Raw genomic sequence first — 26,268 nt, 5'->3', positions numbered from 1 at the left:
TTCCGCACTGCTGCATACCTACACGATTAAAAAAGCTCCCCCGCCGGATACCCCGACGGGGGATTAAAGATTTTACCTTACAAAAGCGCCTACTTTCCTACATAGAATGCCGCGCGGTAATCCGAATCGGTTTTAAACCCTACCGCAACAGGCATCTTTTCCGTAGTATTGTAATGCTTTGCCTGCGTTTCAATACAGATACGGTTGTTTGCCGCCCGTTGATCAAGAGGCGTGGTCATTGTTTCCCAGCCAGCTACATCCGTTCCCGTATTGCTAAAGTCCATAGCGGTTTTATAGGCAATGCGGATAGCATCGTAGGAGTTGGGGCGGGACATGTACGTGATATAGGGCGTTGTACCGTCCATGGTCATATCTATAAACATACCGGAATCATCCAATACTTCCGAAGCGTCAAACGCATACTTTGTTTGACCGTCATTGGACGTATTCGTGGATTTTACATACACCAGTTGCCCTCTGGTATTTTGGAACGCGATATGTAAATGCCCGTCACTGTCGACACATGCATTGATGTAGTCGCTTGCATTCTTACCATTCTTGTCCGAAGAATCGAGAACCTTTTGAATCGTCCAATCTCCTGATGACGTAGGCTGTTTTGATTTACTCCTTGCAAGGCGTAAGCTTCTCGTAGCGGCATCTATGTACGCTACAACAGGATATCCGTCCTTAGTTACCGCAACGGCGATAGATTCCCACACCGCATTTGAAACGGAGAGTCCATCTTCAAAGTTGTTTGGATCGTTTAGTATATACGGAGTCTTATAATTTGAGCCGTTGGGACTCACAAATGTAAATATATTATTGGGCGGATCAGGTGGTACAGCTGTATTGACCAAGTGATCCGGAACTTTACATTCTCTATCTGTTATGTCGGTATTGCCGTCTATGACACACCATGGGAGTGCATGAGCTATTGTATTCGGTTTTTTACTGTCATCTACCCAAGCGAATTTTACAGCTGAGGTTAATCTGTCATAATAGACAACATAGATATTATCGCCGGAACGCACTGTCCGTATGTTTTTAAACTGCTGCAATTCATTATCGTAGGTATATAGTTCAAATCGATACACATTAGTATGCCTAGTTCCAACGAATGCATCCTTATCATAGAGGTATATACCGCCTGCATACTCAGGAGTGGTATCATTCCACGGGTATTTTTTTTCACCCGAGAGGTCTCCATTGCCCCAGTTCTTAGCACCTCCACCTTGATAATTTGCAGCATAGAGTACATTTACTTCCGTTTCGTTTACAGTTATATCGGTTTCTTCCGGCGGATCGTATCCTGTAAACAAACTTTTTGTACCGTCTCCATCTACGGCTACGGCAACAGCGTCATTTCCCGTAAATGTATTTGAATAATACACGGCCTCAGTTGAATAATTGCTAAACGACGCATAGAGTGTACCGTCACTATTTTTAGTCATTGCAGGATAGATGGCATTTTTGCTGCCCTTAAACGTATCCTGCGCATTTACACGCCAGATATGCACCAATCTATCGTCGGAATATTCCTTAGCTCCATATATATCGGCTTCTTCCGTATTGCTTTCGGTATACGCATTTGTATTATTCACCGCAGCAACCCCGTTTACCACAAGATGCAGGTATCCGTCTTTCGCCGTATCCGGCACTTTAAAGGTAAAAGACGAACCGTTCAAAGCAAGATTCTCCATTGCAACTGGAGAAGAACCGGTTCCGTCTTTATTTGCGGTTATCTTTAAAGAGGTACTGCTTCCAGCAGCAAAGTTAAAGCCGGTAAGCGTATTACCTTCTTCCCCGCGGAGTAAGGGTACGGCGCCGCTTCGTGCTCTGTTTGTATTATATGTGCTGTTTCTGCTGATGCCCGTAATATACGGCACAACATCCACCTTCTTGCTCTCAGACTTGGTATTTGCTTGAGCCGTATCTTTTACCGTTACGGTAATGATTTTATCGGTTCCGACGACGCCTGTTATCTTTGAACTGTCCCAATCAAGCTTCCATTTGACGGTATGCCCCTTTTCAACACTGAACTCATTCGATATAACAGTGAACTTCCAGCCGTGTGTATCAAAATCACCGGACTCTACCGTAAAATTACCGGTTGAAGCGCTATACGTTGCAAGCTTTGTATCGGTTCCGCTTCCGGCATCGGCTATACCGGTAAACGTAAAGTCTTTGATTTTTGCCCAAATTTCCGTGATAACCTGATCGTCATACGCAGTTCCTGTAATGCTGATCTTGCCGGAAACTTTATCATCCTTGTCCATAAGGCCGCTTGTCTGGTTAAAAGTACTTGGTAAATCGGTTCCTCTTTCGATGTGTCCGTTATCGCGGCTGTTGCCGTACAAGCTGTTTTCGCTTTCGGAAACCCACTTAAATGGATTTATCTCGTTTGTGGGCGCAATTCTGTCTGTAGTATCGACAATAACATCCAGTGCCAGTTCTGCCATCCACGTATCGGTACCGCAGGTTAACCCCTGTGCAGAATCCCATACGGTAAGAAGAAGCTTACGCTTTTTGGGGTCGCTTGTGGCAAGGTCATCACTTTGACCTATTTTAGTAAAATCAGCCGCATCCAGCGTAATAACGCCATCTGAAGGTAATGCAGTTAGATTCCGAATGTCAGTACCGTTTGTTACGCATTTCAGCGTATACTTTTTATCGCCGCTTCCGCCGCCGGTTCCAATGTTAATGTGCGACGTATTGTTTTTAAATCTAAACGTACCGCCGTCAGCTTTACCGCGCCAATCGTATTTTTCACTGTCGATACCGTCAGGATTTGCTGCGTTATATGTCAGCGCCAATGTTTTGGTTTCAACCACCGTAGAGCCGACATCTGCGATAGTGCCGTTCCGGTTCATGTCCGTTCCCAATGCTACAGCACTTATCCTCAAAGGTTCCTTTTTAAGTTTTACGGATACTTCAATCGGAGCAGAGGCATTATTTGCACGGTCAATCGGCGTAATGACGATTTTCCCCGTACCATCTACAAAACTGCTGACATCGAGTTCACCTTTCCATGTGACAAAGTTGACATCGCCGTTACCGACATCCGTTCGCACGCCGCTCGGAAACTCTAACGTAACTTCGCTTGCCGGAACTCCATTATAGCTTACTTTGACCTTTTCAACCCCAGCGCCTACATCATACGCAGCGCCGGATACCCACACTTTACCGCTACTGTCAGGCCTCAAATATTCAATGGGACTGTAAATAAGATATCCCTTTGTAGGATTCGCCGGAGCGGTGGCAAGCGTAACCTTCCCCGTACTCTGATCAAATGCGGTAATTGCAATATCTTCCCCTGAGGTAAAAACCTTCATCGAAGCATTGATATTGCTTCTCCCTATTAACCCAGTGTCGGTAAACGAAGCTCCGCTCACCTGTACAATACCCGATGAATACATTTTTGTACCAAACACCGCGGTTGGAACGCTGTTATCATACTTAAAGGAGAATGAAGTTGAAGCCGTTAACCCCTCTATATCTCCTTCTTTTTGTTTTTTAGCCTTTATCGTAACATTAATCGTAAATCCGTTATTATTTGCAGGGTTCCCCGTCGTCTTTAACGGTATCCGCATCTTGTAGTTATGACCGTCTGCTTCAAAACACTGCTGATTATGCAGCTGATAGCCGGTTATCTCACTGTCTCCCGTTAAAGAAACAGACGTACCGAGATAGCTCCCGCTTATATCTATCCTTTCTATACCGGCATCATGCGATAACTCTGCACATAAATACAGTCCATCTCCCTTGATCCACATATTTGAAACATAGTCTTGGTTTTCGGGGTCAATCTGCCCGGAAGGAATAGCCGTACCGATCTTACTTTCGCTTGCAACCTTCATATCGGTAATAGCCGGAGCCTCCTTATCAACGGTAACTTTAATCGGCTCTGTCCATTGTCCGACTCTCCCCTTCTCATTTTTGCCGCACAATCTAAACCAAATAATCCGCTGCCGTTCGCTTGCTGCTTCAAATTCCTTACTTCCGTTTATTTCTACCGACCAATACGAACTTCCCGCCGTATAGCTTAACGGTTTCCCATCGGCAGGGCACCACTCGCTTTCGCCAAACAGAGCGCTCCGGCTAAAATCCGGTTCGTGGGGTTTTTCAGGTTTGGTGTTATCGGTAATTTGAATCAGTACAGCATTGACCACTCCCGCTGCCGGATTAGGTACCTTCACGGTTCCCCATATACGGATCCTTCCGCCTAATACTTTATCCGCTTCAGGCGATAATACCTTTACTTCCGGAATATCTCCGTTCGGGTCTACTCTGATTATTTGACTGATAATACCGGCATTGCCTGCTTTATCTTCAACTAAAAAGAACAGCGGTATATCATATAGTTCTACTCCCGCTGCGAGCCCGTCAACTTGTTTACCGATCCTTTCAGCTTTTGTTTTCTGCGTGATATTATCCCCATCGGTAAAAGGGATAGCCCATGTATCTCCCGATATCTCAAGCTTTTCCACTCGAGCGAGGTTTCTGCGGGCTTTACCGTTATATCACTGCTATCTTGTTTACCCACGATATATTTTATGCTTTTGACGCCGCTCGGTATATCGATAATCGAACCGCGCATCGTAAAATCACCACTTTGACTTTTCGATAAATCAGGACTCAGTATTTCTACTTCGGGTGCTCTATTGTCTATTTTATAATTCTTGGTAAATGTGCTTGTCTTTCCGCCTGTATCGGTAACCGTAACCGTTACTTCATATTCACCGTCGGGAAGAGCGCATCTATTTCCTTTCACTTCATTGTCTATATGGGTACTCCACAACACCGATACGCTGCCCTTACTAAAGTCATTGGCCTCATACGTTTGGCTCGTTTCTTTCGTTTTGATATTTTCAAACACAACCGAAACCGATTCGACACCATCGTCATCGCTCGCCTTTCCCCTTAAAACAAATGAACCGCGTATCGCACCTACCCCATCAGGAGCGGTAATCTCTCCATTTGGCGGAAGAATATCTATCTGACCGCCTAAACCGATACTGTTCTTACAGGTAAAACCTGCAATGGCAGCAAGCACAATCAGTGCAAAAGATACTATACGATTCTTCTTTTTCATAAGCTTTTTCTCCGCTTTATTTAGTAAGCACCCTTAACACATGAACCCGTGCTGTTAAAAGCGCACTTCTATTACTGCTGCATATACGCCGCAGCAGTAATTTTTCATCGTCTTGCTTTCCCGTTTCAGCGGTAGCGGCATGATCGGCACAACTTTCTGCTATCCCGCTTCTCATATCGGCAGAAATAGCTCAGCATTTTAATGTTGCTAATGATAGACTTTTTATACGATTACTTTTGCAGATAACTTTTAGAGAACGGCTCTATACCGCATAGATTACTAAATACTCTGTAATGATATACTGATAATCCTATGCTTTGTCAAGCAAAAGCTTAAAGCCTGTCAAAGCAACGCCATATAACGCCGTAGATGCCCCGCATATTTGCAAAAGTTATAGTAGGGAGAGCGTATGTAATACCAGCATGGCAGAAATACGGGATGCCTCTTTTGAAAACTGCTGATATGAGATTGCGGCAGGTTCTCCCGCATTGTCGGAAATACAACGCAATATCACAAAGGGAATGGCATTCATTACGCAGGTTTGAGCAACCGCAGCGCCCTCCATTTCAACACAATCAGCCTTAAACGTCGAGATAATCTCCTGCTTTACCGCAGGATTAACAATAAAGCGGTCACCCGAAGCGATGCGTCCTGCAATCATCTTGTCGGCATGTGCAAATTCTGCTGCATGGTTATTTTTCAGCTGCGTAAAGGTTTTCATTAAAACCGTGCGTAGGGCGTCGTCTGCTTTCCAAAACGGAGACGATGTACCGGCGACTTGCCCTTTCGCATAGCCGAATACCGAAACATCCACATCATGCTGTACCGCATCGGTCGAAACGACCAAGTCGAATACATGCAGCGCATCGTTTAAACCTCCGGCAGTACCGGTGTTGATAATTATTTCCGCATGAAATTCCGAAATCAGCAACTGTGTACAAATCGCTGCATTCACTTTACCGATGCCGCCGCATACGCTGATAACCGTATGGATACCGTGCGCCGCTTCATAAAACACGAGTCCGGCTCTTTCGATTTTTCGTCCTTGTAGACTTTGCCGAATGTTTTCCAGCTCCTGCTGTTCCGCTGCAAATATACCTATCCTCATCTTTCTATCCTTTATATCTATATATCAGGGTAATCGCATCAGACTGTGTTTTAGCCCCTCATAAGAATGTATCGGAATTAAAAAAAATGTACTAGAGAAACATGGGCGGTCTCAAAAGTTGGTTACTTTTTCGACATCCCCAGTATTTTCCTCGTGCATACTTCAACAGTTTATTCGTGCGGCGGGCTTGTAAACATCTTATTTTGTTTGTAACGCAGGATATAGTATTTTTTACGATAAACGTATATATTAATAGTGTTCTCTTATCTTATATTCACGGGATGAACAAAGGCGGTTTTGTATGGATAATCTGAAGAAAAATTTAGCGGACAGAAAAAAAGAGCGAGAAAATTTACAAACAATGCTTAATTCATTGTACAGAGAATGCGGCGAAGCCCAATTCGAATATGTTTTACAGCGTAAAGAAACGACGCCACACATCGACGAACAAGATTTTGAAGCGTGGAAAATGCTAAGAGAATCCCGCCGAAAGGATTCGGATACTATTTTGAGCATTAAGACGGCACAATCGCGGCAAAATGAATTAAAAGTTTTTTCTAAAGAAGTTGATAAACTATTACATGAACAGCAGCGTGCATATCAGAAAGCACGGAATGATTTTATTTTACTGTTCTTTCAAGCCTATCAAAATAATTCGGTCCCGCAAATTGTACACATTACCCAATCGATTGAGCCACTTAAAGAGTCTATCGAGAAGGTACAGCAAGAAAAACAAGCGCTCGAACAGCAAAAAACCGAGGCACATTTTTTTAAAAAGCTGACATTGAGTCCACAGTTGCTGTCTTTAAAAAATAAATTGACCAGCCTGCAAAAGAAAATGAATGAACAAATTATTGCGGCAGGAGAGGAGTCTCTCACGGATGATGTTATAAAAGAAGTACGCGGCGCATCCTTTCCGGAACAGCTTGAAACAGCATATCTTGCCTTACAAGCAATCGTTTCAAAACAAGATGAGATGGAAGACAGAAAGGAAACACTAAATGCCGAGCAGAAAAAACTTGAAGAAACATTCACGGAATGCGGTGTCACCGATACCCCTCAGAAACGGATCAATATTCTGACGGACATCATAAAAAATACGGATGAAAAAATTGAGGAAGCCGAAAGACGGCAAGGCTCACAATATAGCGATATCTTTTATACCGAGATAGGCACGAGCACCGCCGAATCCCTTACCGGCGTACCGGAACTGTTTAAACCGTATTTAGATGCTATTGCGGAGTATCGTGTAAAGCTTGGAAAAAATGCAATCGACATCGAATATATCGAAAACGAACTCGCCCTTGCCGGTGAGGTACATAAAATAGAAACATTACAAAAAGCGATCGCCGGATACAAAGACGGCATTGCACAGTACGAAAAGCTCATCGAAACCGCTGAACGGGATATTGCACGCGAAGAAGAAATAAAACTGGGGCTTGAGGAACGAAATAATGAGCTGAAACCTCAAGGTTCGGCGGACTGAGGCAAAATTCGACTGATAGGTGCGAATGCCCATTTTTTCGGTTTAAAGAAGCCTTGAGCGTATACGGCGCCGAAGCCGGATTCATACAGATGGATTTTTCGTATCTGCTTTGTAATGTTCCATTTTTTTATATACATACCGTAAGATTCCAGAAAATTGAGCGGCTGCATCTTAGTAAAACCGCATCGAGTATCATACGCAGCCGTTGCAATCTCAATGTAGACGCTGTAAGGAGCCTCAAGCTCCATTTCAAGCGGATTTTGATTTTTAGTAAAACAAGCCCCGACCTGAACACTCACGATAGTATCTATCGGTAAAAGCTGCTCGACAGGATATCCACCATAACTAAACGATGCTCGTGCGTTACGGAGAGTTTCTCCCGATATTTCAAGCCGCTTATTATTCGCTGCAAGATAACGGTACATACAATCAATCAGTTCAAATAAGTTTATGCCTGTCTCTGCCGCTACGTCGAGTATGAGTTGTATATCATCAGTGTTTGTATAGTAGACACGGTTCTCCCTCATCGGTATAGCTGAAACTACTTTTTCAATAATAGGATAGGCTTCATCAGCGCTCATCCCCACTACGTGCAACGAAGAGAAAATCAAAAAATATAACACAGGTAATAATTTTTTATGCATTATCAATAAAACCCTTTCTTTACGGCAGAACCCATGCTATTTTTTTTGTTTCACGCTGTTCGAAGGCTTCCATCAGCAGCGGCTCGATGCCTATACGCGCATAGATCTCTTCGGCATCTTTCTGCCGTGTATGCAGCACCGGATGCTTGGGCGAAAACAGCACGCAGCAATCCTCATAGGGCAGTATGGAAGTTTGATAGGTGCCGATATCAACCGCATACCGTATGATTTCTTCCTTGTCCATGCCGATAAGCGGACGCAAAATCGGAAGCTTTGCGCAGCTATCGGTAATCGTAAGGTTCTCGATTGTTTGGCTTGCCACCTGCGCAAGGCTTTCTCCCGTAACCAAACACTGGGCATTAACCTTTTCAGCCAGCATTTCGGCGGTGTGCATCATACACATACGGAGCAGGAGCGTCAAATAGGGTTCCGGCACCGTCCGCTTGAGGTGCTGCTGTACCTTGGTAAACGACACAACGGTAAGGTACCCGCCGAGTCCGTAACGGGCTAAAATACCGGCTAAGGTTTCTACCTTTTGCTGAGCTTCCGGTGATGTATACGGATGGGAATGAAAATACACGTAATCGACTTTCATACCGCGGAAAAGCATTTTGTATCCGGCAACGGGGGAGTCGATTCCGCCCGAGAGCAGCAGCAGCGCCCGTCCCGAACAGCCGCAGGGAAGCCCCCTCCTGCCGGTATGTTCGACACCGTAAATGAACGCTTGCTTTTCGCGCACCTCGATGCTGATAACCGCGTCGGGGTTATGCACATCGACGGTTAAAATTCCCGCCGTATGAATAGTGCCGCCTACTTCCCGCGCAATGTCATACGAAGTGAGGGGAAATTGCTTATCGGCGCGGCGGGCTTCAATTTTAAAGGTGCGTGCACCTTGCGCTTGCAACGCCTTAGCTTCGGCAACAGCCGTTTCGGAAATTGCCTCAAGCGTTTTGTCCGCCGGTTTTGCCTGCGCCCAGCTCGTAATACCGAAAAGGTGATTCAAAGCCGCTTCTACCCGCGGCTGCAAGGCCTCATCAGCCCGTACATACATCCGTCCGGCGCGTACCTGTACGTTCGGTACTGCTCCGCCAAAATAGCTTCTGAAGTTTTGCGCAAGCCGCCGTTCAAAATCCTTTAGGTTCCCTTTTTTAAGATTGATTTCTCCGATTTTTGCCAGATAAAAAAGCTCCGCCATGTAAGTTCCGTTAAACCTCCGTTACATTGTTACATTATTACATTGCTAAATTGTGCCCGCGATGGCGGTGCCGAACGTAATTGCATGATCGAGGGACAACACCTCAAAATAAATGCCGCGGTTTTGCGTCAACGCCGTATAGAGGTGCGCAAGGACGGCATCGTGTAACCGGTGCGTTTTTAAAAACGTTGTACCCTCTGCAAGGATACAAACCGGCAGCGCAGGATTTTTCCCCTTGCCTGTTTTAATGACAGCCGCCGCGATATTCCCCGCAGCGAGCCGCGCCGTGCGCATAATCAGTGCATCCAATATCCGGTAGAGAACCTCGCGGTCTTCTTCCGTGCCGCCGGCTAACGGAAGTCCGAGCGGAGTTTGATCGGAATACGGCGCTTGCAAAAAGCGGTTTACATCGATGAGCGGAAGGTCGGCAATGGAAGCAAACGCTTTTTTAACACCGGCGGAAAAAAGATTGTCCGCAGCGGCTGCCCGTATCATCACCGAAGCAACCGAGCCGAGGTAGGCGCCGGAGCACATCTTTTCAAACCAAAACATCTGCGGCTGGTCGGTCTTTTTTGCAAACGCTTCGTCAAAATCGCTGCGCGGCTGTTTGTTCGACTTTCCCGACTCGCAGACGACAATCTGCGCGGGCAAGGCTACGGTACCGGCGCTGTTCGCCGCAATTTTTGGGATATTCTGATATTCGATATACGCGGCGTTCATGCCGGTTCCGAGGATAAAGCCTATATACGAATCGTATTTTTTCCCGCCGACGGCAGTTGATGCCCCTGCGAGGAGCGCCGCGACCGTATCGTTTAACAGTACAATGCGTTTCAGTTTATTCCAGCCCCGCTGCATCAGCGCCGTCTCCAGATTTTGACCGACTAATGAGCCGATCACCTCGGGCGCTTTGATTTCCTTAGAGAATTGCAGCACTTCGCCGTCGCCTGCCGGAGTAATTTTCATCGCATACGAAAAGCAAAACGCGATAGAATCCGCGGCGTTCTTTAAATGATCTAAATAAGAGGCGATGGTGTCAAAAAATTCCGCTTTGGAGTATTCCCGATCGGTTGCCGGCATCGGCTTCCGCTCAGGCTGACTGATAGACGGGATACTGTTTTCGTCAAAGGTAACCAAGCATGAGCGGAAATTGGTTCCGCCCGCATCGATAACGATAACCGAAGTATTCTTTGGCGGCTGTTGAGGCGGCATAAACCACGTAGGAATCATATCCAGAGCCGGCCCTGTACCGACGGGAATGCTCGGATCCCGTTTCAGTCCTTCTTCCATGTCATACAGCAGCGTATCGATAACCGTATTGACCGTAGGGCCTTCCGCATCAAAATTGTGCCGTCCAAAAAAACGCAGCGACCGAATGCCGAATGTCCATTGTAATGCCTCCCGATAAATTCATTCACAAATATTCTATAATAACGAAATACTCCGTCCCGCACACTGAGCCCGCATATCGTCGGGCCATACCGAAACCTGTGTTTCACCGATATGCGCTTTCCGCAAAAAGAACATACAGAGCCGCGACTGCCCGATTCCCCCGCCGATGGTTTGGGGAAGTTCTCCGTTCAGCAGCTTTGTATGAAAAAACAGCGATGCCCGTTCCATACAGTTGCGGGCGGCAAGCTGTTCCCTCATCGTTTTAGGACTTACCCTGATTCCCATCGACGAGAGTTCAAGCACATCTTTCAACACGGGATTCCATACCAGTAAATCTCCGTTTAATCCATGCCGTCCGCTGCCGGTTGCGGTAATCCAGTCGTCATAGTCGGGCGCCCTGCCGTCATGCGGTTCTCCGTTTGTAAGCGGAGCGCCGATACCGATTAAAAAAACAGCGCCGTACTGTTGAGCACACTTCCGCTCCCGTTCCTTTCCGGAAAGATTGGGATACTGCGCATAGAGGTCTTCCGCATGGATAAAGGTGATATGTTTCGGCAGAATCGGCTCGATTGCCGAATAGTTATCATAGATAAAAAACTCGGTACACTTTAAGCAATCGTATATTTTTTCTACGGTTGCCTTCAGAAAATCGAGCGTTCGGTCGGTCTCCTCCATCGCGAGTTCCCAATCCCACTGATCGACATACAGCGAATGAATATTATCGAGTTCCTCATCGGCTCGGATCGCATTCATATCGGTATAAATACCGAAGCCGGACTGTAATCCCATTTCCGCTATTTTAACACGCTTCCACTTTGCAAGCGAGTGTACAATCTCAAGTTCCTGCTCGTTCATATCCTTTACCGGAAAATGCACTGCCCGCTCTATGCCATTCAGATCGTCGTTCAATCCTTTCCCTCTGGGAACAAAGAGCGGAGCCGTAACGCGCGTTAAGTTCAAACGGGTCGATAGGGTGAGCTGAAAAAAGCTCTTAATACGGACGATAGCCTGTTCCGTTTCTTTACCGGTTAAAACCGGACGGTAGTGTTCGGGGATATAAAGATGCGGCATAAGCTCTGACTTTCCTTAATGATTTTCACATGAGATACGCCAATCTATCTTTTTTTCAGGGAAAAAACAAGGGTGTGGTTGTATCCCTTTTGTGCGGAATTGTGCTCAAAATTTCAGACAGTTTATTTTAGAAGAAGGGTAATCGTATCAAACAGATAGAGCAAATTCCGCAGAATGTCTGTGGGGCGGAGGTTTTGCCCGAATTGATTTTTCGGGTAGCAGAATCCGTCATTGAGGATGTTCGGCAGTGGTGCAACCGTCCGCTGGAGAAATTATACCCGATACTTTTTCTCGATGCGCTGCGAATGAATCCAAGATAGAACGGCAAAAACCTCAACAAATGACATCCTCATCGCCTGTATGGACGAACTTACGGGCACCCCCGACGCAGAGTGTCGGAGGTATTGGGCACCTCTAAAAACTCGGTTAGATTTTTAGAGGTGCCCCTATGTATAATACGGTAATTGCTCTTTAAAGTGATCTTTACCGTTATTCAACCAGAATACGACATGGTTCATTGCTTCCGCAGCTTTTGTCTTTGCAGCTATATCCGAATTGAATCCTTGATGGGGCTGTACATAGAAATTCGATTTCCTTGCCAGTGCTTCATCGATAATTTCTTTTGCGGCCAGAATATTTTCATTACGGCAACCATTAAAATCGTTTGCCCGCAAATAATCCGTTAATTCAGACTCTTGGCTGAACACATCCGCTGCAATACCGATAATCTTTCCTTCTCTGTAGAGCTTCAGCAACGTCGCTTCAGGAGCAATTTCTCCTCTTGTAACATTGATAAAAATCAGCGGTTTTTTTGCTTTTAAAAGATACGTTTCATCAAAGTATCCTGCATTATAAAACCTGCTGTTTTTATCTTTTGTTAAATTCATTACATTGATGAGTATATCGGAATTTGCAATAGCAGTATCGCGATCCGTAAAACGGCAGTCTTTATATTCCGACATTTGTTTCAATTCGTTCTCGCGAATATCCACTGCTTGAACAGTTACGCCGTTTGCCTCAAGGTCTTCATAAATCCGTTTACCGATCTTTCCGACGCCGTACACGGTGGCAACCCTGTTTTTTCCCAGTTCAATAAAAGATTTCGTATTTTTTCTTTCAAAAATCTTTGTGTTATCTGAATACTCATTTAAATTGCCTGTTGTGCAATACAGGAATTTTATTGCGGTTTGTGCAACGGCATCAATGCAATATTCTCTTAAACTTGCTAAGTTAATCTTGTATTGCAGGTGTTCAAAATGATCATATCCCGCACTCCGCGTAATAACGCTTTTTTTAATTCCATTATTAACATACGAATCCGGCAATTTCGAATGCGTTTTCGTCGTAATGATATCGGGTAAATCAACCGTATTTTCTTTCAGATATTCTTGGATAGTCAATGGCGTAATTAAAGAGGTAAAAGAAGTAGGCAATGCGCCTTTCTTTTGCAGTTCTTCTGTTATATTCTTTAAAAACTCCGCTTCTTTACCGAGCGCCTCAAAATGTATTATATCGTACTTCAGCATACTCATTCATCTCCTTTTGAATACTGCATCTTTCCGGGTGTCCACCACTTAAATGCCAGGGCGATAACCGTTAACACGATAAACCCTGCCCACATAACGAATGTCGTGTACATCGGATATACTCCGCCCATCGCAATAAAGATAGGAGGTAATGCCTGTAAAGCGATTGCAATAGGTCTGTTAAGCAAGTCCGTTATACCGGTATCTTCCAAACCTCGCGATTTTTGATCAGGGTCAACAACCCTACTGAGCAATACACCCGTTGCGATAACACCGTTTGCACGGCCGTAATTCATAATAGCCCGCTCAAACCAATCTTTAGACGAACTATATTTACCGACATACAGAAACCATACAATATTAAGGATAAGACCAAATACAAAACTGATTAAAAGCGGCCCGAAGTTTGCGGCAATAACATTGAGTTTGAGCCCGACAATGGCAGATATAACCAATAAATCCGTTGAGGTACTGCTCATTCTTTGTACGGTATATCTGTCAACATACTTGGCGGCGCCGGTTTTCTTTAAAAAGAACTGCATGATATATCCGAAGAGTAATGCGGAAACGAATACCGGAATGGAAAGCCAGCTCACTTGACGCTGCACCATACTCGAGAACCATTTACCCAACATAGTAGCGATCATAATGATTCCGATATGGAATGCGAGCGGATCCAAAGACATATTTGAAATCGTGATTTTTCCACCGCTTTTTTGCTGACTTTCAGGAATAAGCCCCGTACGGATATATTCGGGAAGCTGCTTCGGCGATTCAACATAGTTTGTATAACCTTTCCGCGTACCCCAGTTGATAATAATCATACCGATAACAATACCGCCGACTAATCCGACTGTAGCCGATGCGTTTGCCAAATCGAAAAATTCAGGATATCCATGCTCTTTATAAATCGCACCAACAGCAGCGGCCGTCCCGTGTCCGCCGTAAAATCCGGTTGCCATCAGCAAACCGAAACCATCGTTCAGCCCTGGCCACAATTTATTGAGTATTCCAAGCGCTAAAGCCATTCCTGCTGCATACTGCAGCATCAGGATGCCCGTATTTTGATAGAAGAAACCGCCTACGCCTTTTATCTCTTTTTTTGAGATAGGCTTATCTCCGATGGGCGTACACGCGAACACAACTGCGATAAGCACCCCTGCATACTTTGTTAATTGAGCTGAGAACGGCAATATCTGAAAACCACTCGGCCCAAGAGCCAAGCCGATAAAACCTCCTATCAGCGAAGCCGGCATCAGTATGGACTGAAAAAACTTGACCTTAGCTCTTAAAAATTGGCCGATAAGCAGCAGTGCGCCTAAAAGTCCCGCATCGGTTACAATATCCCATAAAGACATAGATTCCTCCTCTCTCGGTTTGCATCAATATTTTGATGTTATAAATAAATATTAAACAAGATATTGATTTTGTCAAGTCTTTAACATCAAGATTATGATATTCTGCGGCTATGAGCTTTAAGGATAGGCTTAGACAAGAGATTGAATATAAAGGATTGCTCGTAAAAGAACTCTCCGCGGAAGTAGGAATCAGTAACAGTACATTTTTATCGTATATAGATGCGCGCGGAGTTTTACCGAATGTGGAAACAGCCGTTAAAATAGCGTCGGCGCTCGGCGTTTCTGTTGAGTATTTGGTTACGGGAAAGGATCCGATTTATAATTCAAAGCAGAGCGATATACAGGATATCACGCATGATCTTATAAAACTCACCCCTTATCAGATGGAAATCATAAAAAAAATGGTACATGCACTGGTATAGCGGATTGGGAGGTGTTGTAGACGGTCTGTTATTGGTGCAGAGGCTTTAATGTTTGGATGCTCTGTGTCGAGGTATGTTAATTTACAGGGTACTCCAAAGAGTGCCTGATGTATTTACCCTGATATACCTTTCTTTCTTCTCTCCTGATTTTGATATTTCGCAACCGCCACAAAACTTCCATTTAACCCCTTGACTTTTCATAGCAGACTATTTTCAAAAGGCAGTTCTAATGTCTTTACCCTTTTTCGTTTCATTGACTGAAACCGGTAAAAGTGCCATACTTGCCAATAACTTTATACGAACATCGCTAAAAACTAACCGAGTTTTTAGAGATGCTCATACCTTTTTAGGAGGATGAAATATATGAAGAAAAGAATTTGTATTCTCTGTTTACTCACCGTATTTTCGATAGGCTTTCTTTCCGCCAAAGTAAAGATGAGCCTTGATGTAGGACCGGTCTATACCTATTTCGGTAGCCGTACAACTCACAGCAGCGAAAATAAATCTTCATGGGCAACCCATACCGGCGGTCTGAATGTCTTATTCGGTGTTGAGTTCGTTCAAAATTTCGGGGCATACGGAACCGTGAATTTTGCGTTCGGACAAAAAATTATCACGAAAAACCGTGTAGGGAACAATAACCACAAGGTAATTACTATAGACAGAGGGAACGAAGATCTGACGTATGTAATCGACAGTCAGTTTGGATTTTTCTATGTATTCCATCCCATAAAAAAGATGGATCTTACACTCGGACTCGGTCTTGGCATCGGGGGAAGCGGGCGAAACAACACGTATACTAAGCTTTTTGTAACAACAAAAGAAGAAAAATCGCAAGTCAATATCGGCGGCGGCGTCAATCTGAATGTTTCCTATATGTTTACCAAAATGGTAGGAATCTACGGCGGCATATCCGATACGCTCTACGCTCCCGTATATACAAAAACTGTAACAAAAACCGGTAACACAAGCACTACAGCAGAAGATAAAAGTGCATCAGGGAAAATTGCACATTCGTTAAATATCAAAGCCGGTGTTCAATTCGTCTTTTAAAAGACACCCCCGACGCAAAGCGTCGGGGTATTAAACCATCCGCACGAATAAATCTGCGGTAAGTTTTGTTACACAAAAAAAAGCCGGTTAAAGAACCGGCCCGCCGTCTGGCTATCGGTCGATTAATGGGTGGGAGGGGAACTAACCGACCGATACTCTATATATCGGCTTTGATGTGCTAAACCTTAATGCATTTTATTTTAATCTGCAATTTCCTGCAAGAGAACATCCATCGTCATTGTCATTTCGTAGGTCTTTCCTTCCTCAACGGTAATTTGACGGGTTAGTTCATACGTTCCCATCTTAAAGACTATGGTATGCCCCCCCACTGCAACCGGCAGCGGTTCCTTTGAAAGCGTTATCTCTTGATTATCAAGGAATACTGCCACATTTTCCGGCGCTTGTATGTGCAGTAACGGCGTAATAGATTTCAACTGAACTTCCAGCTGCGTAATTTTACCTCGCTCGATAATACAAGAGCGCATTTCGGTTCGGTATGCATCTGAACTGATACTTATCGAATATGTCCCCGGCAATAACAGCTGCAAATCTTCGAACTGCGTAAGATATTCATTATTCAGCTGCACAGTAACAGGTTTCTGTTCCTTTTCGGGGAATTGAAGCTTCAACTGTAAGCCGCCCTCAGCAATCAGCAAGGGACGAATAATAACCGTAAAAGAGGCTCGTTCAAAATCGTCAGGCAAGCCTTTCATAACCGGATTCAGCCGCAGCATAACAGGACTTACAGCGACCCTACTGCTATACGGTAAAAGTTCACTATTTTTTATGTGCTTAAAAGTATAGTCTTTCTTTACCGGAATCCTCAGAATATGCGAAAACCTATTCGGCAGCAGCGCCGTACTGATTTTTTTTGCAGAATAGTCGATATATCTCTTTGAAGGTTCAGGTTTAATATCGGTATACACCGTATAAGCGATGGAATTGGGATAATTCATACTTATCTTATCCTGCTTTATTTCAAGTTCTATCCCTTCCAAAAACAAAAAATCGCTTTTAACCGCAAATGAAACCGCATCATTATAACCGATGGTGAGCGACACGGGTGCAAACGCCTCCCTGTCAAAGATATATGAATGCATATTGCTGACCCTAAAACTGTCAGGGTAAAAAAAAGAAATGGAAAAAAAGAAAAAATATGATGTTATACACAAGAGCTGTTTCATGACTTTGCTTTCTTTGTATCAATGAAAAGGGACGGATTTTTTGCTTTTCCTTGCTCGCGTACCTCAAAGTGTAAATGCGGTCCCGTGGAAAGTCCTGTAGAACCGACATACCCTATTACTATACCTGATTTTACCTTTTCATACAAGCGGGCTTGAACCTTGCTTAAATGACCGTACAAACTTTCCCTGCCGTCATCATGGCGTATCAGGATATAATTGCCGTAGATATTACTGTATGCAACTTCAATAACCGTACCTGCGGCACAGGCATAGACAGGGCTTCCGGTTGGGGCGGCAAGATCAATGCCTGCATGATAGGTTGATTTTCCGGTAAACGGGCTTTTCCGCATCCCGAAGTCAGAAGTAACAACTGCATTCTGCAACGGAAACCGATAGAACGGAACAAAAAAGAAGCTGCGCACGGTGCTGTCAAGCATTGCATTCGGAAAGCATTCCACCCGTATTTTTTTTCCGGGGTTTGCAGCAGAAGGAAGCGTAATTGAAAAGGATTCGGTTTTAAGCTTTTTACTCAGCGCTTCGGTCAATTTTTCGATATCCGAAACCGCTTTTTCGGGGAGATAGAGCGCCGGTAAAGTCGGTAGCAAGAGCATTTTACCTGAAATATTGGTTTTAACGGATTCGATACCGTTTAAAGTGATCAGCGCATCATACGGGATACTGCATCGGGCAGCAATTCGGATAATGGTATCTTCTTTTTGTGCTTTATAGCGATAAAATTGCAGGGGCAGTTCACGAGCGGTTTTTCCCGCTGCAAGCGCTTTCCGTGCATAGAGGACATCATCGCTATATTGCTGAAAAATATGATTTTGAGGAGACAGCTCCGGTATAAGCGGCAGTTCCGCGGACTCGGCTGCCGCAATAATATGGACAACCAGAAGAAGTGCGCAGCAGAGCGGAAATTTTTTCATCACAGAGAACGCTATATCCGGTCTTCCGAAAACCCAAAGGCTACGAAACCATATAATATGAGCGAGAGAATAAGCACGGATAAAGCCAAGATACGATGATAAGCAAAAATAAATATAAAGAAGAGGAGCAATCCTCCAAAGAGAATGAGCTTTTTTATGAGCGAATGCAGAAACCTTCGCGGATGAGCCTTATAGCTTTTTATACTGCGCTTAACAATGAAAAACAACAGGAGCGCCACAAAAAGCAGGAGACTGATAGCGGTATAAACCTGTGTGTACCGAGTTGCCAACAACCAGAGTGGATAGACAATACAAAAACTGAAAAGAAGGCAAACTCCTAAAAGCAAAACAAATGTACACGCCTTTAAAAATAGAAACTTATAACCGGCAGCCAGTTTGTGAAAATACTCTTTCACGCTTAAAACCTTTTGTAATAAAATAAGATAATAGCGGCAGTCTGTGCATACCGAACCGTCTTGCATTTACCGGTTCCAGAACTGCCGCAAAGAAACCTAAACGTTATTCTTCGGAAATTGCTTCCGTAGGACAAACGCCGGCACATGCACCGCAGCTGATGCAAGCATCAGCATCGATAACCCGTACTCCATTCGCTTCACTGATAGCGCCGACGGGGCATTCGCCCTCGCATGCACCGCAATTAACGCAAGCATCGGAGATCTTATAAGCCATAATCATACTCCTTGATATGTGTGATGCCCCTATCATAATCAGAACGACCGAAAAATGCAAGGCTCCGCATTGCATCTCATTGTAATCTTCCTTAAAATGCAATTACTTGACACCATATATAACATCCTTTAAAAATTATATATCTTGCAGGGCAACCGCATTAAAAATATTTTTAGAGGTTGCCTTCCTTCTGTGCGAAATTTTGGTTAAAATTTCGCACATTTTTTTTCAACAGGCGGGTAAACGCATCAGGTAGAGTAGATAAAAACCGTGGAAAAATTAAGACTGTGAGACCATTTGAACCGCGAAGAGGTTCAACTCTGGTCGAATAGTCTCAATTTTTCCGCGGGGGGTGTTAAAAAAACGGCCTGATGCGTTTACCCTGATATATCTTGTGTGTACAAATTACACATATTATGATATATTGTACTATGGAGGTAGTAAAAATGGCAGTCGCACTAAAAAATGTAAGAATTGACTTGAGAGCCAACACTCAGCAAAAATCCACACTTGAGAGAGCTGCTGAACTTAAACATCTTTCACTCTCTTCATATATTCTTTCAACCTCATTAAAACAAGCACAAATAGATTTAACAGAAAATGATACTCTTGTACTTTCTAATCGTGATAGAGATTTAATAATGATGGCTTTAGATAAACCGCCGGAACCCAATGATGCTTTGAAAAGATTATTTCAATGATGAGTGACCATAAGTTAGTTTCAATAAAAGAAATACAACAAAAATCGCTCCTTAAAAAATTTGATTGCGGTATTGAGAAATTAAATGAATTTTTATCACGATATGCAATAAAGAATGATGAGTTGGGTATAGGGAAAACTTTTGTTGCTTTGAATAACAATAACCGGATTTCAGGCTATTTTACATTAGCGACAGCTCAAGTTGCTTATCAAGAAATTCCGGATAGATATAGAGATAAATTGCCGAAATATCCGATTCCTGCACTAAGAATTGCGAGGCTCGCTGTTAATAAAGAAATACAAGGGAACGGAATAGGAAAATGGCTTCTTTTACAAGTTTTTATAAAGGCTATTCAAGTAGCAGATATAACAGGTCTTTATTTGATAATAGTAGATGCAAAAGAAACTTCAAAAAACTTTTATGAACATTACGGTTTTCAAAAATTCATAGATGAGGATTTATCTTATTTTATGCTCGTTGATACAATAAGAAAAGCAACCCAAAAAACTGAGTTTTTTTAAAGGTTCCCTCAAAACAATCACAAACTTTATAGACTCGTATGTTCCTTCCTTAAAATGCAACAGTTGAACAAAGTTTCAACTTTGGAAACTGTTGCATTTGTGCGCGGAACGCGCATACGTCAATACGCGATATTTGCGTAAGCAAACTCGACGTGTTTTTAAGCCGCGCTATTTCAGCGGCTTAAAATAAACCTTCCCTAAAATGCAACAGTTGAACAAAGTTTCAACTTTCGATTGACTTTTTATGGGAGAATACCCTGTTTTAATTACCGGCGAAGAGTGTTTTTTTCCAGCGGGTGATCATCTGCAGGGCTTGGAGCGGAGTGGTTTCGTCGGCGTTTGTAGAAAGGATCTCGTTTATCACCATTTCTTCATCGCTAAAGAGACTATTTTCCGGAGAGGCTTTTTTCTTTGCCGGCACGGTAAAGTCCGTAGGTATGGTAGTACCGGGAACCTGTGCGTTCAGCAGTTCCGTCGCCCGCTGTATAACCGTTTCCGGCAACCCTGCAAGTTCCGCGACGTGCACCCCGTATGAATGGGCTGCAATACCTTCGATAACCTTCTTTAAGAATACAATTTTTCCTTCGGTTTCCAATACATCCAAACAAAGTTTTTGCAGCCGCGGATGGACGAGTTGAGCTAACTCGTGGTAATGGGTTGCAAAGAGGGTTTTTGCACCAATCGTATGCAAAAGGTATTCGCTCACCGCCCGCGCAATTGAAAATCCGTCCCCCGTCGAAGTCCCTCTGCCGATTTCATCCATAATAACGAGGCTGTTAACCGAGGCGTTACGCAAGATATATGCAGTCTCGGTCATTTCGACGAGGAAGGTAGACTCCCCGCGGGCGAGATTATCGCTTGCACCAACCCGACAAAAAATACAATCGACAGGGGTAAGCAGCGCTTTTTCCGCCGGCACAAAAGAACCGACCTGTGCAAGCAGCGTAATAAGTGCAGTCTGCCGCAAGAAAGTGCTTTTCCCTGCCATATTAGGGCCGGTAATGAGCGCAAACGAGGGTATATCCGAAGCGGCGGAAGAAGAAAGCCGTATGCTGTTGGGCACGAATTCGCCTGTCGGCAGATGATTTTCTACAACGGGGTGCCGACCTTCACGGATATCTAACAGGCCGTCGGCGGAAAACTCAGGCTTTACCCATGCATGAAGGGCTGCCGTATATGCAAAGGATTGTAGCACATCCAATTCTGCGATTTCTTTTGCAAGGAGGTGCAGTAGTTCAATCCGATTGTATACTTCCGTATGCACTGCAAGGAACAGCTCTTTTTCACACGCAATAATGTTTTCACCTACATCGTTCAGCTTTGTTTCAAGTTTGCTTAAAGCCTCCGTCGTAAAACGGTCGGCGGTTGTCAGCGAGCGGCGTCTAATAAAATGCTGAGGAATCTCCGCCGTTTTAAGGCTGCCGTGGGTTACTTCAAGAAAGTAGCCGCTTAACCGGTTGTACTTGATTTTTAAGTTTTTAATCCCCGATTTTTCCCGCTCTTTTTCCAAATAGTTTTCTAAAAGCTTATTGGCGTTATCCCGCGTATTGCGCAGTTCATCCAGTTTTTTTGACCAGCCCTGCTTAATTAAGCCGCCTTCGGTAAGGACAATCGGGCAATCTTCGGCGATGCTGTTGTCCAAAAGCGTATAGAGCCGTTCCATATCATCGCTCAGCTTTTGCGGCAGCTGTAAAAAAAAGAGGCCGTTACTTCTACTGAGCTGTGCAAGCTCGATACAGGCATTAAGGCTCTGCTTAATTCCTAACAGATCCTTTCCGTGCGCCCGCTGCATGGCAACCCTACCGGTAAGTCGGTGGATATCAAGCACTGCAGCAAGTGTGTTCCGCACGGCAGCGAGCGCTTTTTCATTATGGAAAAGCAGCGCCGTTTTATCAAGCCGCGCGTTTATTTCCTCAGCGGTTCGCAGCGGATGATAGAGCCAGTGCCGCAAAAGGCGCGTTCCCATCGCCGTCTTTGTATAATTGACGGTTTCAAACAGGGTAAAAGAATCCGTATTGTCATGCAGGTTTTGGAGCAGTTCAAGGTTTTTACGTGTCGCATCATCCATCATCACAAAATCGGAATCGCGGTATACCTTTATGCCTGTAATATGGGGCAAAGCCGCTCCTGTCGTTTGATCCAAATATTGAAGCAGCAGCCCTGCCGGTGGCAATTCGGGTGAAGATGCCGTTAAAGAAAACGATTTAAGTGTTTCGGTACCGAAGCACGCACACAGCCTCTTTTCTGCGGACGCAGCGGAAAAATGCCAATCGGGATAGAGGTTTTGTAGCATCTGCGGATATTCTCCGCACAAGGTTTTTAAGGCCGGCACCGAATTGGCAAGCGATATTTGAATAAGGATTTCCCGCGGCTGTATACGACCGAGTTCTTTTTTAAATTGCTCTGCAAAATCGGAACGCGGAAAAGACGTAGCAAAAAATTCTCCGGTGCTAACGTCAAGGTACGCAAAACCGATAAACACATCCGTAATAGTGCCGCGGGTAATTTCTTTCGGTGTGCAGTACACAGCAGCAAGGTAATTGTTTTGTCCTTGCTCAAGGAAATCTTCCCCTGTAGCGGTGCCGGGAGTAATTACTTCTACAATTTTCCGCTCGGTCAGTTCGCCCGGAACAACATCCGAAACCTGCTCGCAAATCGCAATTTTTTTTCCGGCACGCAACAGACGCGCAATATAAATACGCGAAGCATGATAAGGAATGCCGCACATCGGACTTCCCGTCCGCTGAGTCAGCGTTAAATTCAGCAGTTTACTCACCTCGATTGCATCGTCGTTGAACATCTCATAAAAATCGCCTAAGCGGAAAAAAGAGCACAGCATCCCTATACTGCGCCTTTATTGAGAGATACTGCTGCATCATCGGGGTGAGCGACGCCGGTTTTGTCATATTAGTTTGAGCTGAGCTCTCGGATAACGGTTTCCGTAATATCGACAGTCGGGCTGTACCAGATAATTGCTTCGCCTTGTTGCAAGTTCAGTACCATCGTATAGCCTTGACTTTCCGCAATCTTTTTAATTGCGGCATAAAGACGGGAATAAAAGACATCATCGCTTACCAAACTCTTCCGCAGCACTGCCAACTCGTCGTTACACGCCTTGGAATATTCAAGCAAAAAACTCGTCTTTACGTCGATTTCGGCCTGATATTTTTGGACGGCATCGGTTTTTCCGATAGCTTCCGCATCCACCTTCTTTTGGCGAAGCGCGATAATTTCATCGGACATCCGCTGTATTTCTGCTTGATACTTTACCTGTTTTGCCTGATAATCGCGGACGGAACGGGAATCCCGCAAAAAAGTAGCGTAAATACGGGAAGTATCGACAACCGCAAACCGCGTTATCTGCTGCGCGGATAGCGCAACCGCACCCGCCAAAAGACAAAATAATATAAAAGTATATTTTTTCATCGATTCTCTCCTCTTATAAGTTGGGCACATTAAACGATAATACAAACCGCCAGTCGGCGCCTTTACCGTTTCCCCAAACCGGCTTTCCGTTCTGAGCTTTAAAGGTATTTGCAAACATCAGCCGTAGCGGGAATTGCGGAATAACAAAGCGCAATCCCGGTCCAAAGCTGAAATAGTAATCATCGATTTTAAAGGTCTTTAAATCAGTTAAATCTTTTTTGACGGCTGCCGCATCCGCAAAAAAGTCAAAGGACAGAATACCGTGCGCTAACGGCCATCTAAACTCTATCCAATGGTTGAGCAGCACATTGCCTTTGCCGCTCGAGCCAAGCGTCATCCAGCCCCGGCCGGTAAACATACCGTCAATAGCGAGTTTACTGCTATCCCCGATAAGGCTATTCGGCATCGGTATCTGGAACGAGAAACCGGTATAAAAGGCCAGTACAAACTTGAGGTTCCAAATTTCAGAAACAGGATAATCGACGAGGGTAATATACGCCTCCGCTTTTGTTTCGGAACGGAAGAAATATTCATCTTCAACTTTTGGTATAAGACCAAAGAAAGATATCTGTTCACTCAAGAACCAGCCCTTGCTTGGGTCATACGTAATATCGCGTCCGTCAAACGAGAGACGTGTCCAAAATGAGTTGCTGAGCCGCCATTTAGCCTCCTGTTGCCGTATCGTCGGATCAGCTGCACGATATAACTTAGTATCGTAGAAGTTCTTGACCAATGAAAAGTTCACACCACCGCGCAGTGTAATCGTCGCATATCGGGGGTACCATCGGTAACCGGTATGAACGCCGAATGTTGTTTCAAGTCGGTCATAACGCATTCGGTAGGCATTAGCCAAGTCTTTATTTTTTTCGAATTCTTCTTTATTTTTGAACGGCCCATAGGGGAATACCATATCCTGATAGTCGAACAGTGATTTATGTGTAAACGATAGGTCAAAGCCGAGTGTCAGCGGATAGCCGAGAAACCAGTTTTCAGCATAGCCAAGTTGGAGCGTTTGATTATCCGTTGCCGCAGTTGCATTAACCGATAGTTCGTTTCCACGTCCTGCAAGGTTCCGTTCCTGCCACTGCACGAATAATGAGAGAGGGAAACTGTCGGCATCGGAAACGCCCGAGAACGTAATACCGAATTGGATACTTGCCGTCGACTGCTCTTCAACATTGAGAATGACATCGATTAGATCCTGCTCGGAACCGGGCTGTACATCCGGCACAACCGTAGAAAAATAACGCAGGTTAAATAAATTGCGCAAACTGTTGGTAAATTTTGATTTTGAAAAAACATCTCCCGGCTCAAACAAAAGCTCACGGCGTATAACGTAATCCTTTGTCCGTGCATTACCGCGGATAATAATATTTTCGATATGGCTTCTGCTTCGTTCTACAATGGTAATTACAAACGATACTTTCTTAGTTGTTGAATCGCGCTGCATTGCTTTTGCAATATAATTTGAAGTATACCCGTTTTCAAAATACATATCGGCAATGGCTTGAAAGCCTTGCTCAAATCTGGTCATATTCAAAATGCTGCCCGGTGTCAGTCTTATTTTTGCGCTCAAATCTTCGGTAGAAAAAATCTTATTTCCTTCAAAAGAGGTTCCATTGTAAGTATACTGCTCTCCTTCCATAATGATATATGTCAGCTTTACCATGTTTTTTTGCGGATCGGATTCGGAATCTATGTCCTTAACGATGTTTTCAACATGAGCATCGATATAACCGCGTTCACCGTAGAATTGCTGTATCGCCGTCTTATCTTCTGCGAGTAGACTCTCTTGAAAAATCCCCTTCACAAGGAATTTTGCCGGTTTGGTAAGGAGAACTCCTTTGAGCGCCTTTTCTCCGACAGCGGTGTTACCTTGGAATGCAACTTCGGAAACAATTGTTTGCTTTCCTTCCGTAATGGTAAATTCAAGGATAACGCCGCCTTGTGGACTCTCTGAAACGCTCGAGCTTACGGCAGCCGATGCATAACCTTTTTCTATATAATAATTTTTGATGGTTTGCTCGTCGGCATTCTTTTTTATCTCATTGTAGATATCGCCTTTTTTTAATACTATCTTCGATAAAATATCGCCGCGTGAAATGCGGTTATTTCCGGTTATTTTTATCAACGTAACGACAGGTTTTTCCGTGACTTCAAATTCAAGCCGAACATACTGATAATCGATGTCGGCAGGAACGGCCTTGGGTACAATATCGGAAAAATAATCAAGCGCATATAATTTTTGCAGAATTTCCGAATACGTTGCATCGGAAAAAGGTTTTCCTTTAAACGAATCAAAAATACCGTCCATTTCGGTTTTTGATACGCTATTTAACCCCTGAAAAACAATTGCTGTTATCGGTTTATTTTCATACCAATTATCGGGAGCTTGAGCCCATAAAAAGCAGAAGGATAACATGAGCGCCGTTACGGCTACCACTTTCTTTAACATTAAAGACTCCTCTATCTC

Annotated in this window: 20 protein-coding genes and 1 pseudogene; 7 read left to right on the top strand and 14 right to left on the bottom strand. The window is 44.2% G+C overall.

From position 1 onward, the window contains the following. Positions 1 to 89 precede the first annotated feature (89 nt). Positions 90 to 4,487 (bottom strand): hypothetical protein, encoded by a 4,398-nt coding sequence (locus tag GWP40_RS13375; RefSeq protein ID WP_212566188.1) that lies wholly within the window; start codon positions 4,485 to 4,487, stop codon positions 90 to 92. A gap of 996 nt (positions 4,488 to 5,483) precedes the next feature. Further along, positions 5,484 to 6,200 carry a 5'-methylthioadenosine/adenosylhomocysteine nucleosidase gene (locus tag GWP40_RS04215; protein WP_212566187.1) on the bottom strand — a complete coding sequence of 239 codons (717 nt, stop codon included), beginning with the start codon at positions 6,198 to 6,200 and terminating at the stop codon, positions 5,484 to 5,486. Between the two features lie 301 nt (positions 6,201 to 6,501). Here GWP40_RS04215 and GWP40_RS04210 point away from each other — a divergent pair, with 301 nt between their 5' ends. Further along, positions 6,502 to 7,686, top strand: coding sequence for a coiled-coil domain-containing protein (locus GWP40_RS04210; RefSeq protein ID WP_212566186.1), 1,185 nt, complete (start codon positions 6,502 to 6,504; stop codon positions 7,684 to 7,686). On the opposite strand, the gene GWP40_RS04205 is transcribed toward GWP40_RS04210, so the two are convergent. From GWP40_RS04205 to asnA, 4 genes are all read right to left on the bottom strand, one after another. Continuing rightward, the gene (locus tag GWP40_RS04205) at positions 7,668 to 8,267 is read right to left on the bottom strand and encodes a hypothetical protein (RefSeq protein WP_230974593.1); all 600 of its coding nucleotides are present in this window, start codon (positions 8,265 to 8,267) and stop codon (positions 7,668 to 7,670) included. The genes GWP40_RS04210 and GWP40_RS04205 overlap by 19 nt on opposite strands. A gap of 82 nt (positions 8,268 to 8,349) precedes the next feature. Beyond that, a complete protein-coding gene (gene thiI, locus GWP40_RS04200) occupies positions 8,350 to 9,525 on the bottom strand; it encodes a tRNA uracil 4-sulfurtransferase ThiI (RefSeq protein WP_212566184.1) in 1,176 nt (391 codons plus the stop codon). A 45-nt stretch (positions 9,526 to 9,570) separates the two neighbouring features. Continuing rightward, positions 9,571 to 10,812, bottom strand: coding sequence for a hexokinase family protein (locus GWP40_RS04195; protein ID WP_230974592.1), 1,242 nt, complete (start codon positions 10,810 to 10,812; stop codon positions 9,571 to 9,573). Between the two features lie 135 nt (positions 10,813 to 10,947). After that, complete coding sequence (gene asnA / locus GWP40_RS04190) at positions 10,948 to 11,985, bottom strand: aspartate--ammonia ligase (RefSeq protein ID WP_212566183.1); 1,038 nt, start codon at positions 11,983 to 11,985, stop codon at positions 10,948 to 10,950. 146 nt (positions 11,986 to 12,131) lie between these two features. On the opposite strand from asnA, the gene GWP40_RS13580 reads away from it, so the two are divergent. Further along, positions 12,132 to 12,305, top strand: a complete 174-nt coding sequence (locus GWP40_RS13580) for a transposase (RefSeq protein WP_212566535.1) — start codon at positions 12,132 to 12,134, stop codon at positions 12,303 to 12,305. 126 nt (positions 12,306 to 12,431) lie between these two features. On the opposite strand, the gene GWP40_RS04180 is transcribed toward GWP40_RS13580, so the two are convergent. Both GWP40_RS04180 and GWP40_RS04175 read right to left on the bottom strand, forming a co-directional pair. Continuing rightward, complete coding sequence (locus tag GWP40_RS04180) at positions 12,432 to 13,511, bottom strand: NAD(P)-dependent oxidoreductase (protein WP_212566182.1); 1,080 nt, start codon at positions 13,509 to 13,511, stop codon at positions 12,432 to 12,434. Between the two features lie 2 nt (positions 13,512 to 13,513). Continuing rightward, positions 13,514 to 14,869 (bottom strand): sodium/glutamate symporter, encoded by a 1,356-nt coding sequence (locus tag GWP40_RS04175; RefSeq protein WP_212566181.1) that lies wholly within the window; start codon positions 14,867 to 14,869, stop codon positions 13,514 to 13,516. 110 nt (positions 14,870 to 14,979) lie between these two features. On the opposite strand from GWP40_RS04175, the gene GWP40_RS04170 reads away from it, so the two are divergent. Together GWP40_RS04170 and GWP40_RS04165 are read left to right on the top strand one after the other, a co-directional pair. Continuing rightward, positions 14,980 to 15,291, top strand: coding sequence for a helix-turn-helix domain-containing protein (locus GWP40_RS04170; RefSeq protein WP_212566180.1), 312 nt, complete (start codon positions 14,980 to 14,982; stop codon positions 15,289 to 15,291). Positions 15,292 to 15,654: 363 nt separating this feature from the next. After that, positions 15,655 to 16,344: a DUF2715 domain-containing protein gene (locus GWP40_RS04165; protein WP_212566179.1), complete on the top strand. Its 690-nt coding sequence runs from the start codon at positions 15,655 to 15,657 to the stop codon at positions 16,342 to 16,344. Between the two features lie 200 nt (positions 16,345 to 16,544). Here the strand turns inward: GWP40_RS04165 and GWP40_RS04160 are convergent, their stop codons facing one another. Then, the gene (locus GWP40_RS04160) at positions 16,545 to 17,444 is read right to left on the bottom strand and encodes a hypothetical protein (protein ID WP_230974591.1); all 900 of its coding nucleotides are present in this window, start codon (positions 17,442 to 17,444) and stop codon (positions 16,545 to 16,547) included. 80 nt (positions 17,445 to 17,524) lie between these two features. Next, complete coding sequence (locus tag GWP40_RS04155; protein WP_212566534.1) at positions 17,525 to 18,457, bottom strand: LysM peptidoglycan-binding domain-containing M23 family metallopeptidase; 933 nt, start codon at positions 18,455 to 18,457, stop codon at positions 17,525 to 17,527. Between the two features lie 95 nt (positions 18,458 to 18,552). On the opposite strand from GWP40_RS04155, the gene GWP40_RS04150 reads away from it, so the two are divergent. Continuing rightward, positions 18,553 to 18,798, top strand: a complete 246-nt coding sequence (locus GWP40_RS04150; RefSeq protein ID WP_212566177.1) for a hypothetical protein — start codon at positions 18,553 to 18,555, stop codon at positions 18,796 to 18,798. A gap of 178 nt (positions 18,799 to 18,976) precedes the next feature. Here the strand turns inward: GWP40_RS04150 and GWP40_RS04145 are convergent, their stop codons facing one another. Further along, entirely contained in the window at positions 18,977 to 19,147 is a 171-nt protein-coding gene (locus GWP40_RS04145) for a DUF362 domain-containing protein (RefSeq protein WP_016523292.1), read from the bottom strand. A 446-nt stretch (positions 19,148 to 19,593) separates the two neighbouring features. Between GWP40_RS04145 and GWP40_RS04140 the strand changes: the two genes are divergently transcribed. Together GWP40_RS04140 and GWP40_RS04135 are read left to right on the top strand one after the other, a co-directional pair. Further along, entirely contained in the window at positions 19,594 to 19,848 is a 255-nt protein-coding gene (locus tag GWP40_RS04140) for a type II toxin-antitoxin system TacA family antitoxin (RefSeq protein ID WP_212566176.1), read from the top strand. Continuing rightward, positions 19,845 to 20,369, top strand: a complete 525-nt coding sequence (locus tag GWP40_RS04135) for a GNAT family N-acetyltransferase (RefSeq protein ID WP_212566175.1) — start codon at positions 19,845 to 19,847, stop codon at positions 20,367 to 20,369. Before GWP40_RS04140 ends, GWP40_RS04135 begins: the two co-directional genes overlap by 4 nt. Positions 20,370 to 20,631: 262 nt before the next feature. On the opposite strand, the pseudogene mutS reads toward GWP40_RS04135, so the two are convergent. The 3 genes and pseudogenes from mutS to bamA all read right to left on the bottom strand — a co-directional run bounded on the left by mutS (position 20,632) and on the right by bamA (position 26,250). After that, positions 20,632 to 23,275 (bottom strand): annotated as a pseudogene (gene mutS / locus GWP40_RS04130) (DNA mismatch repair protein MutS). 1 nt (position 23,276) lies between these two features. Further along, on the bottom strand, positions 23,277 to 23,795 hold the full coding sequence (locus GWP40_RS04125) for an OmpH/Skp family outer membrane protein (RefSeq protein ID WP_212566174.1): 519 nt from the start codon (positions 23,793 to 23,795) through the stop codon (positions 23,277 to 23,279). A gap of 13 nt (positions 23,796 to 23,808) precedes the next feature. Then, positions 23,809 to 26,250 (bottom strand): outer membrane protein assembly factor BamA, encoded by a 2,442-nt coding sequence (bamA, locus tag GWP40_RS04120; protein ID WP_212566173.1) that lies wholly within the window; start codon positions 26,248 to 26,250, stop codon positions 23,809 to 23,811. Positions 26,251 to 26,268 lie beyond the last annotated feature (18 nt).

Source organism: Treponema vincentii (assembly GCF_018336815.1).
Classification (GTDB): Bacteria; Spirochaetota; Spirochaetia; order Treponematales; family Treponemataceae; genus Treponema.
Note: the sequence above shows the minus strand (reverse complement) of the source record. Positions and strands in the feature narration are given on the sequence as shown.

Bases quoted from the DNA above. Each gene is read 5' to 3' on its own strand.
- GWP40_RS04215 (WP_212566187.1), bottom strand. From the start codon at position 6,200: ATGAGGATAGGTATATTTGCAGCGGAACAGCAGGAGCTGGAAAACATT.
- GWP40_RS04210 (WP_212566186.1), top strand. From the start codon at position 6,502: ATGGATAATCTGAAGAAAAATTTAGCGGACAGAAAAAAAGAGCGAGAA.
- GWP40_RS04205 (WP_230974593.1), bottom strand. From the start codon at position 8,267: ATGAGCGCTGATGAAGCCTATCCTATTATTGAAAAAGTAGTTTCAGCT.
- thiI (WP_212566184.1), bottom strand. From the start codon at position 9,525: ATGGCGGAGCTTTTTTATCTGGCAAAAATCGGAGAAATCAATCTTAAA.
- GWP40_RS04195 (WP_230974592.1), bottom strand. From the start codon at position 10,812: ATGGAAGAAGGACTGAAACGGGATCCGAGCATTCCCGTCGGTACAGGG.
- asnA (WP_212566183.1), bottom strand. From the start codon at position 11,985: ATGCCGCATCTTTATATCCCCGAACACTACCGTCCGGTTTTAACCGGT.
- GWP40_RS04180 (WP_212566182.1), bottom strand. From the start codon at position 13,511: ATGCTGAAGTACGATATAATACATTTTGAGGCGCTCGGTAAAGAAGCG.
- GWP40_RS04175 (WP_212566181.1), bottom strand. From the start codon at position 14,869: ATGTCTTTATGGGATATTGTAACCGATGCGGGACTTTTAGGCGCACTG.
- GWP40_RS04170 (WP_212566180.1), top strand. From the start codon at position 14,980: ATGAGCTTTAAGGATAGGCTTAGACAAGAGATTGAATATAAAGGATTG.
- GWP40_RS04165 (WP_212566179.1), top strand. From the start codon at position 15,655: ATGAAGAAAAGAATTTGTATTCTCTGTTTACTCACCGTATTTTCGATA.
- GWP40_RS04160 (WP_230974591.1), bottom strand. From the start codon at position 17,444: ATGCATTCATATATCTTTGACAGGGAGGCGTTTGCACCCGTGTCGCTC.
- GWP40_RS04155 (WP_212566534.1), bottom strand. From the start codon at position 18,457: ATGAAAAAATTTCCGCTCTGCTGCGCACTTCTTCTGGTTGTCCATATT.
- GWP40_RS04150 (WP_212566177.1), top strand. From the start codon at position 18,553: ATGATAAGCAAAAATAAATATAAAGAAGAGGAGCAATCCTCCAAAGAG.
- GWP40_RS04145 (WP_016523292.1), bottom strand. From the start codon at position 19,147: ATGGCTTATAAGATCTCCGATGCTTGCGTTAATTGCGGTGCATGCGAG.
- GWP40_RS04140 (WP_212566176.1), top strand. From the start codon at position 19,594: ATGGCAGTCGCACTAAAAAATGTAAGAATTGACTTGAGAGCCAACACT.
- GWP40_RS04135 (WP_212566175.1), top strand. From the start codon at position 19,845: ATGATGAGTGACCATAAGTTAGTTTCAATAAAAGAAATACAACAAAAA.
- GWP40_RS04125 (WP_212566174.1), bottom strand. From the start codon at position 23,795: ATGAAAAAATATACTTTTATATTATTTTGTCTTTTGGCGGGTGCGGTT.
- bamA (WP_212566173.1), bottom strand. From the start codon at position 26,250: ATGTTAAAGAAAGTGGTAGCCGTAACGGCGCTCATGTTATCCTTCTGC.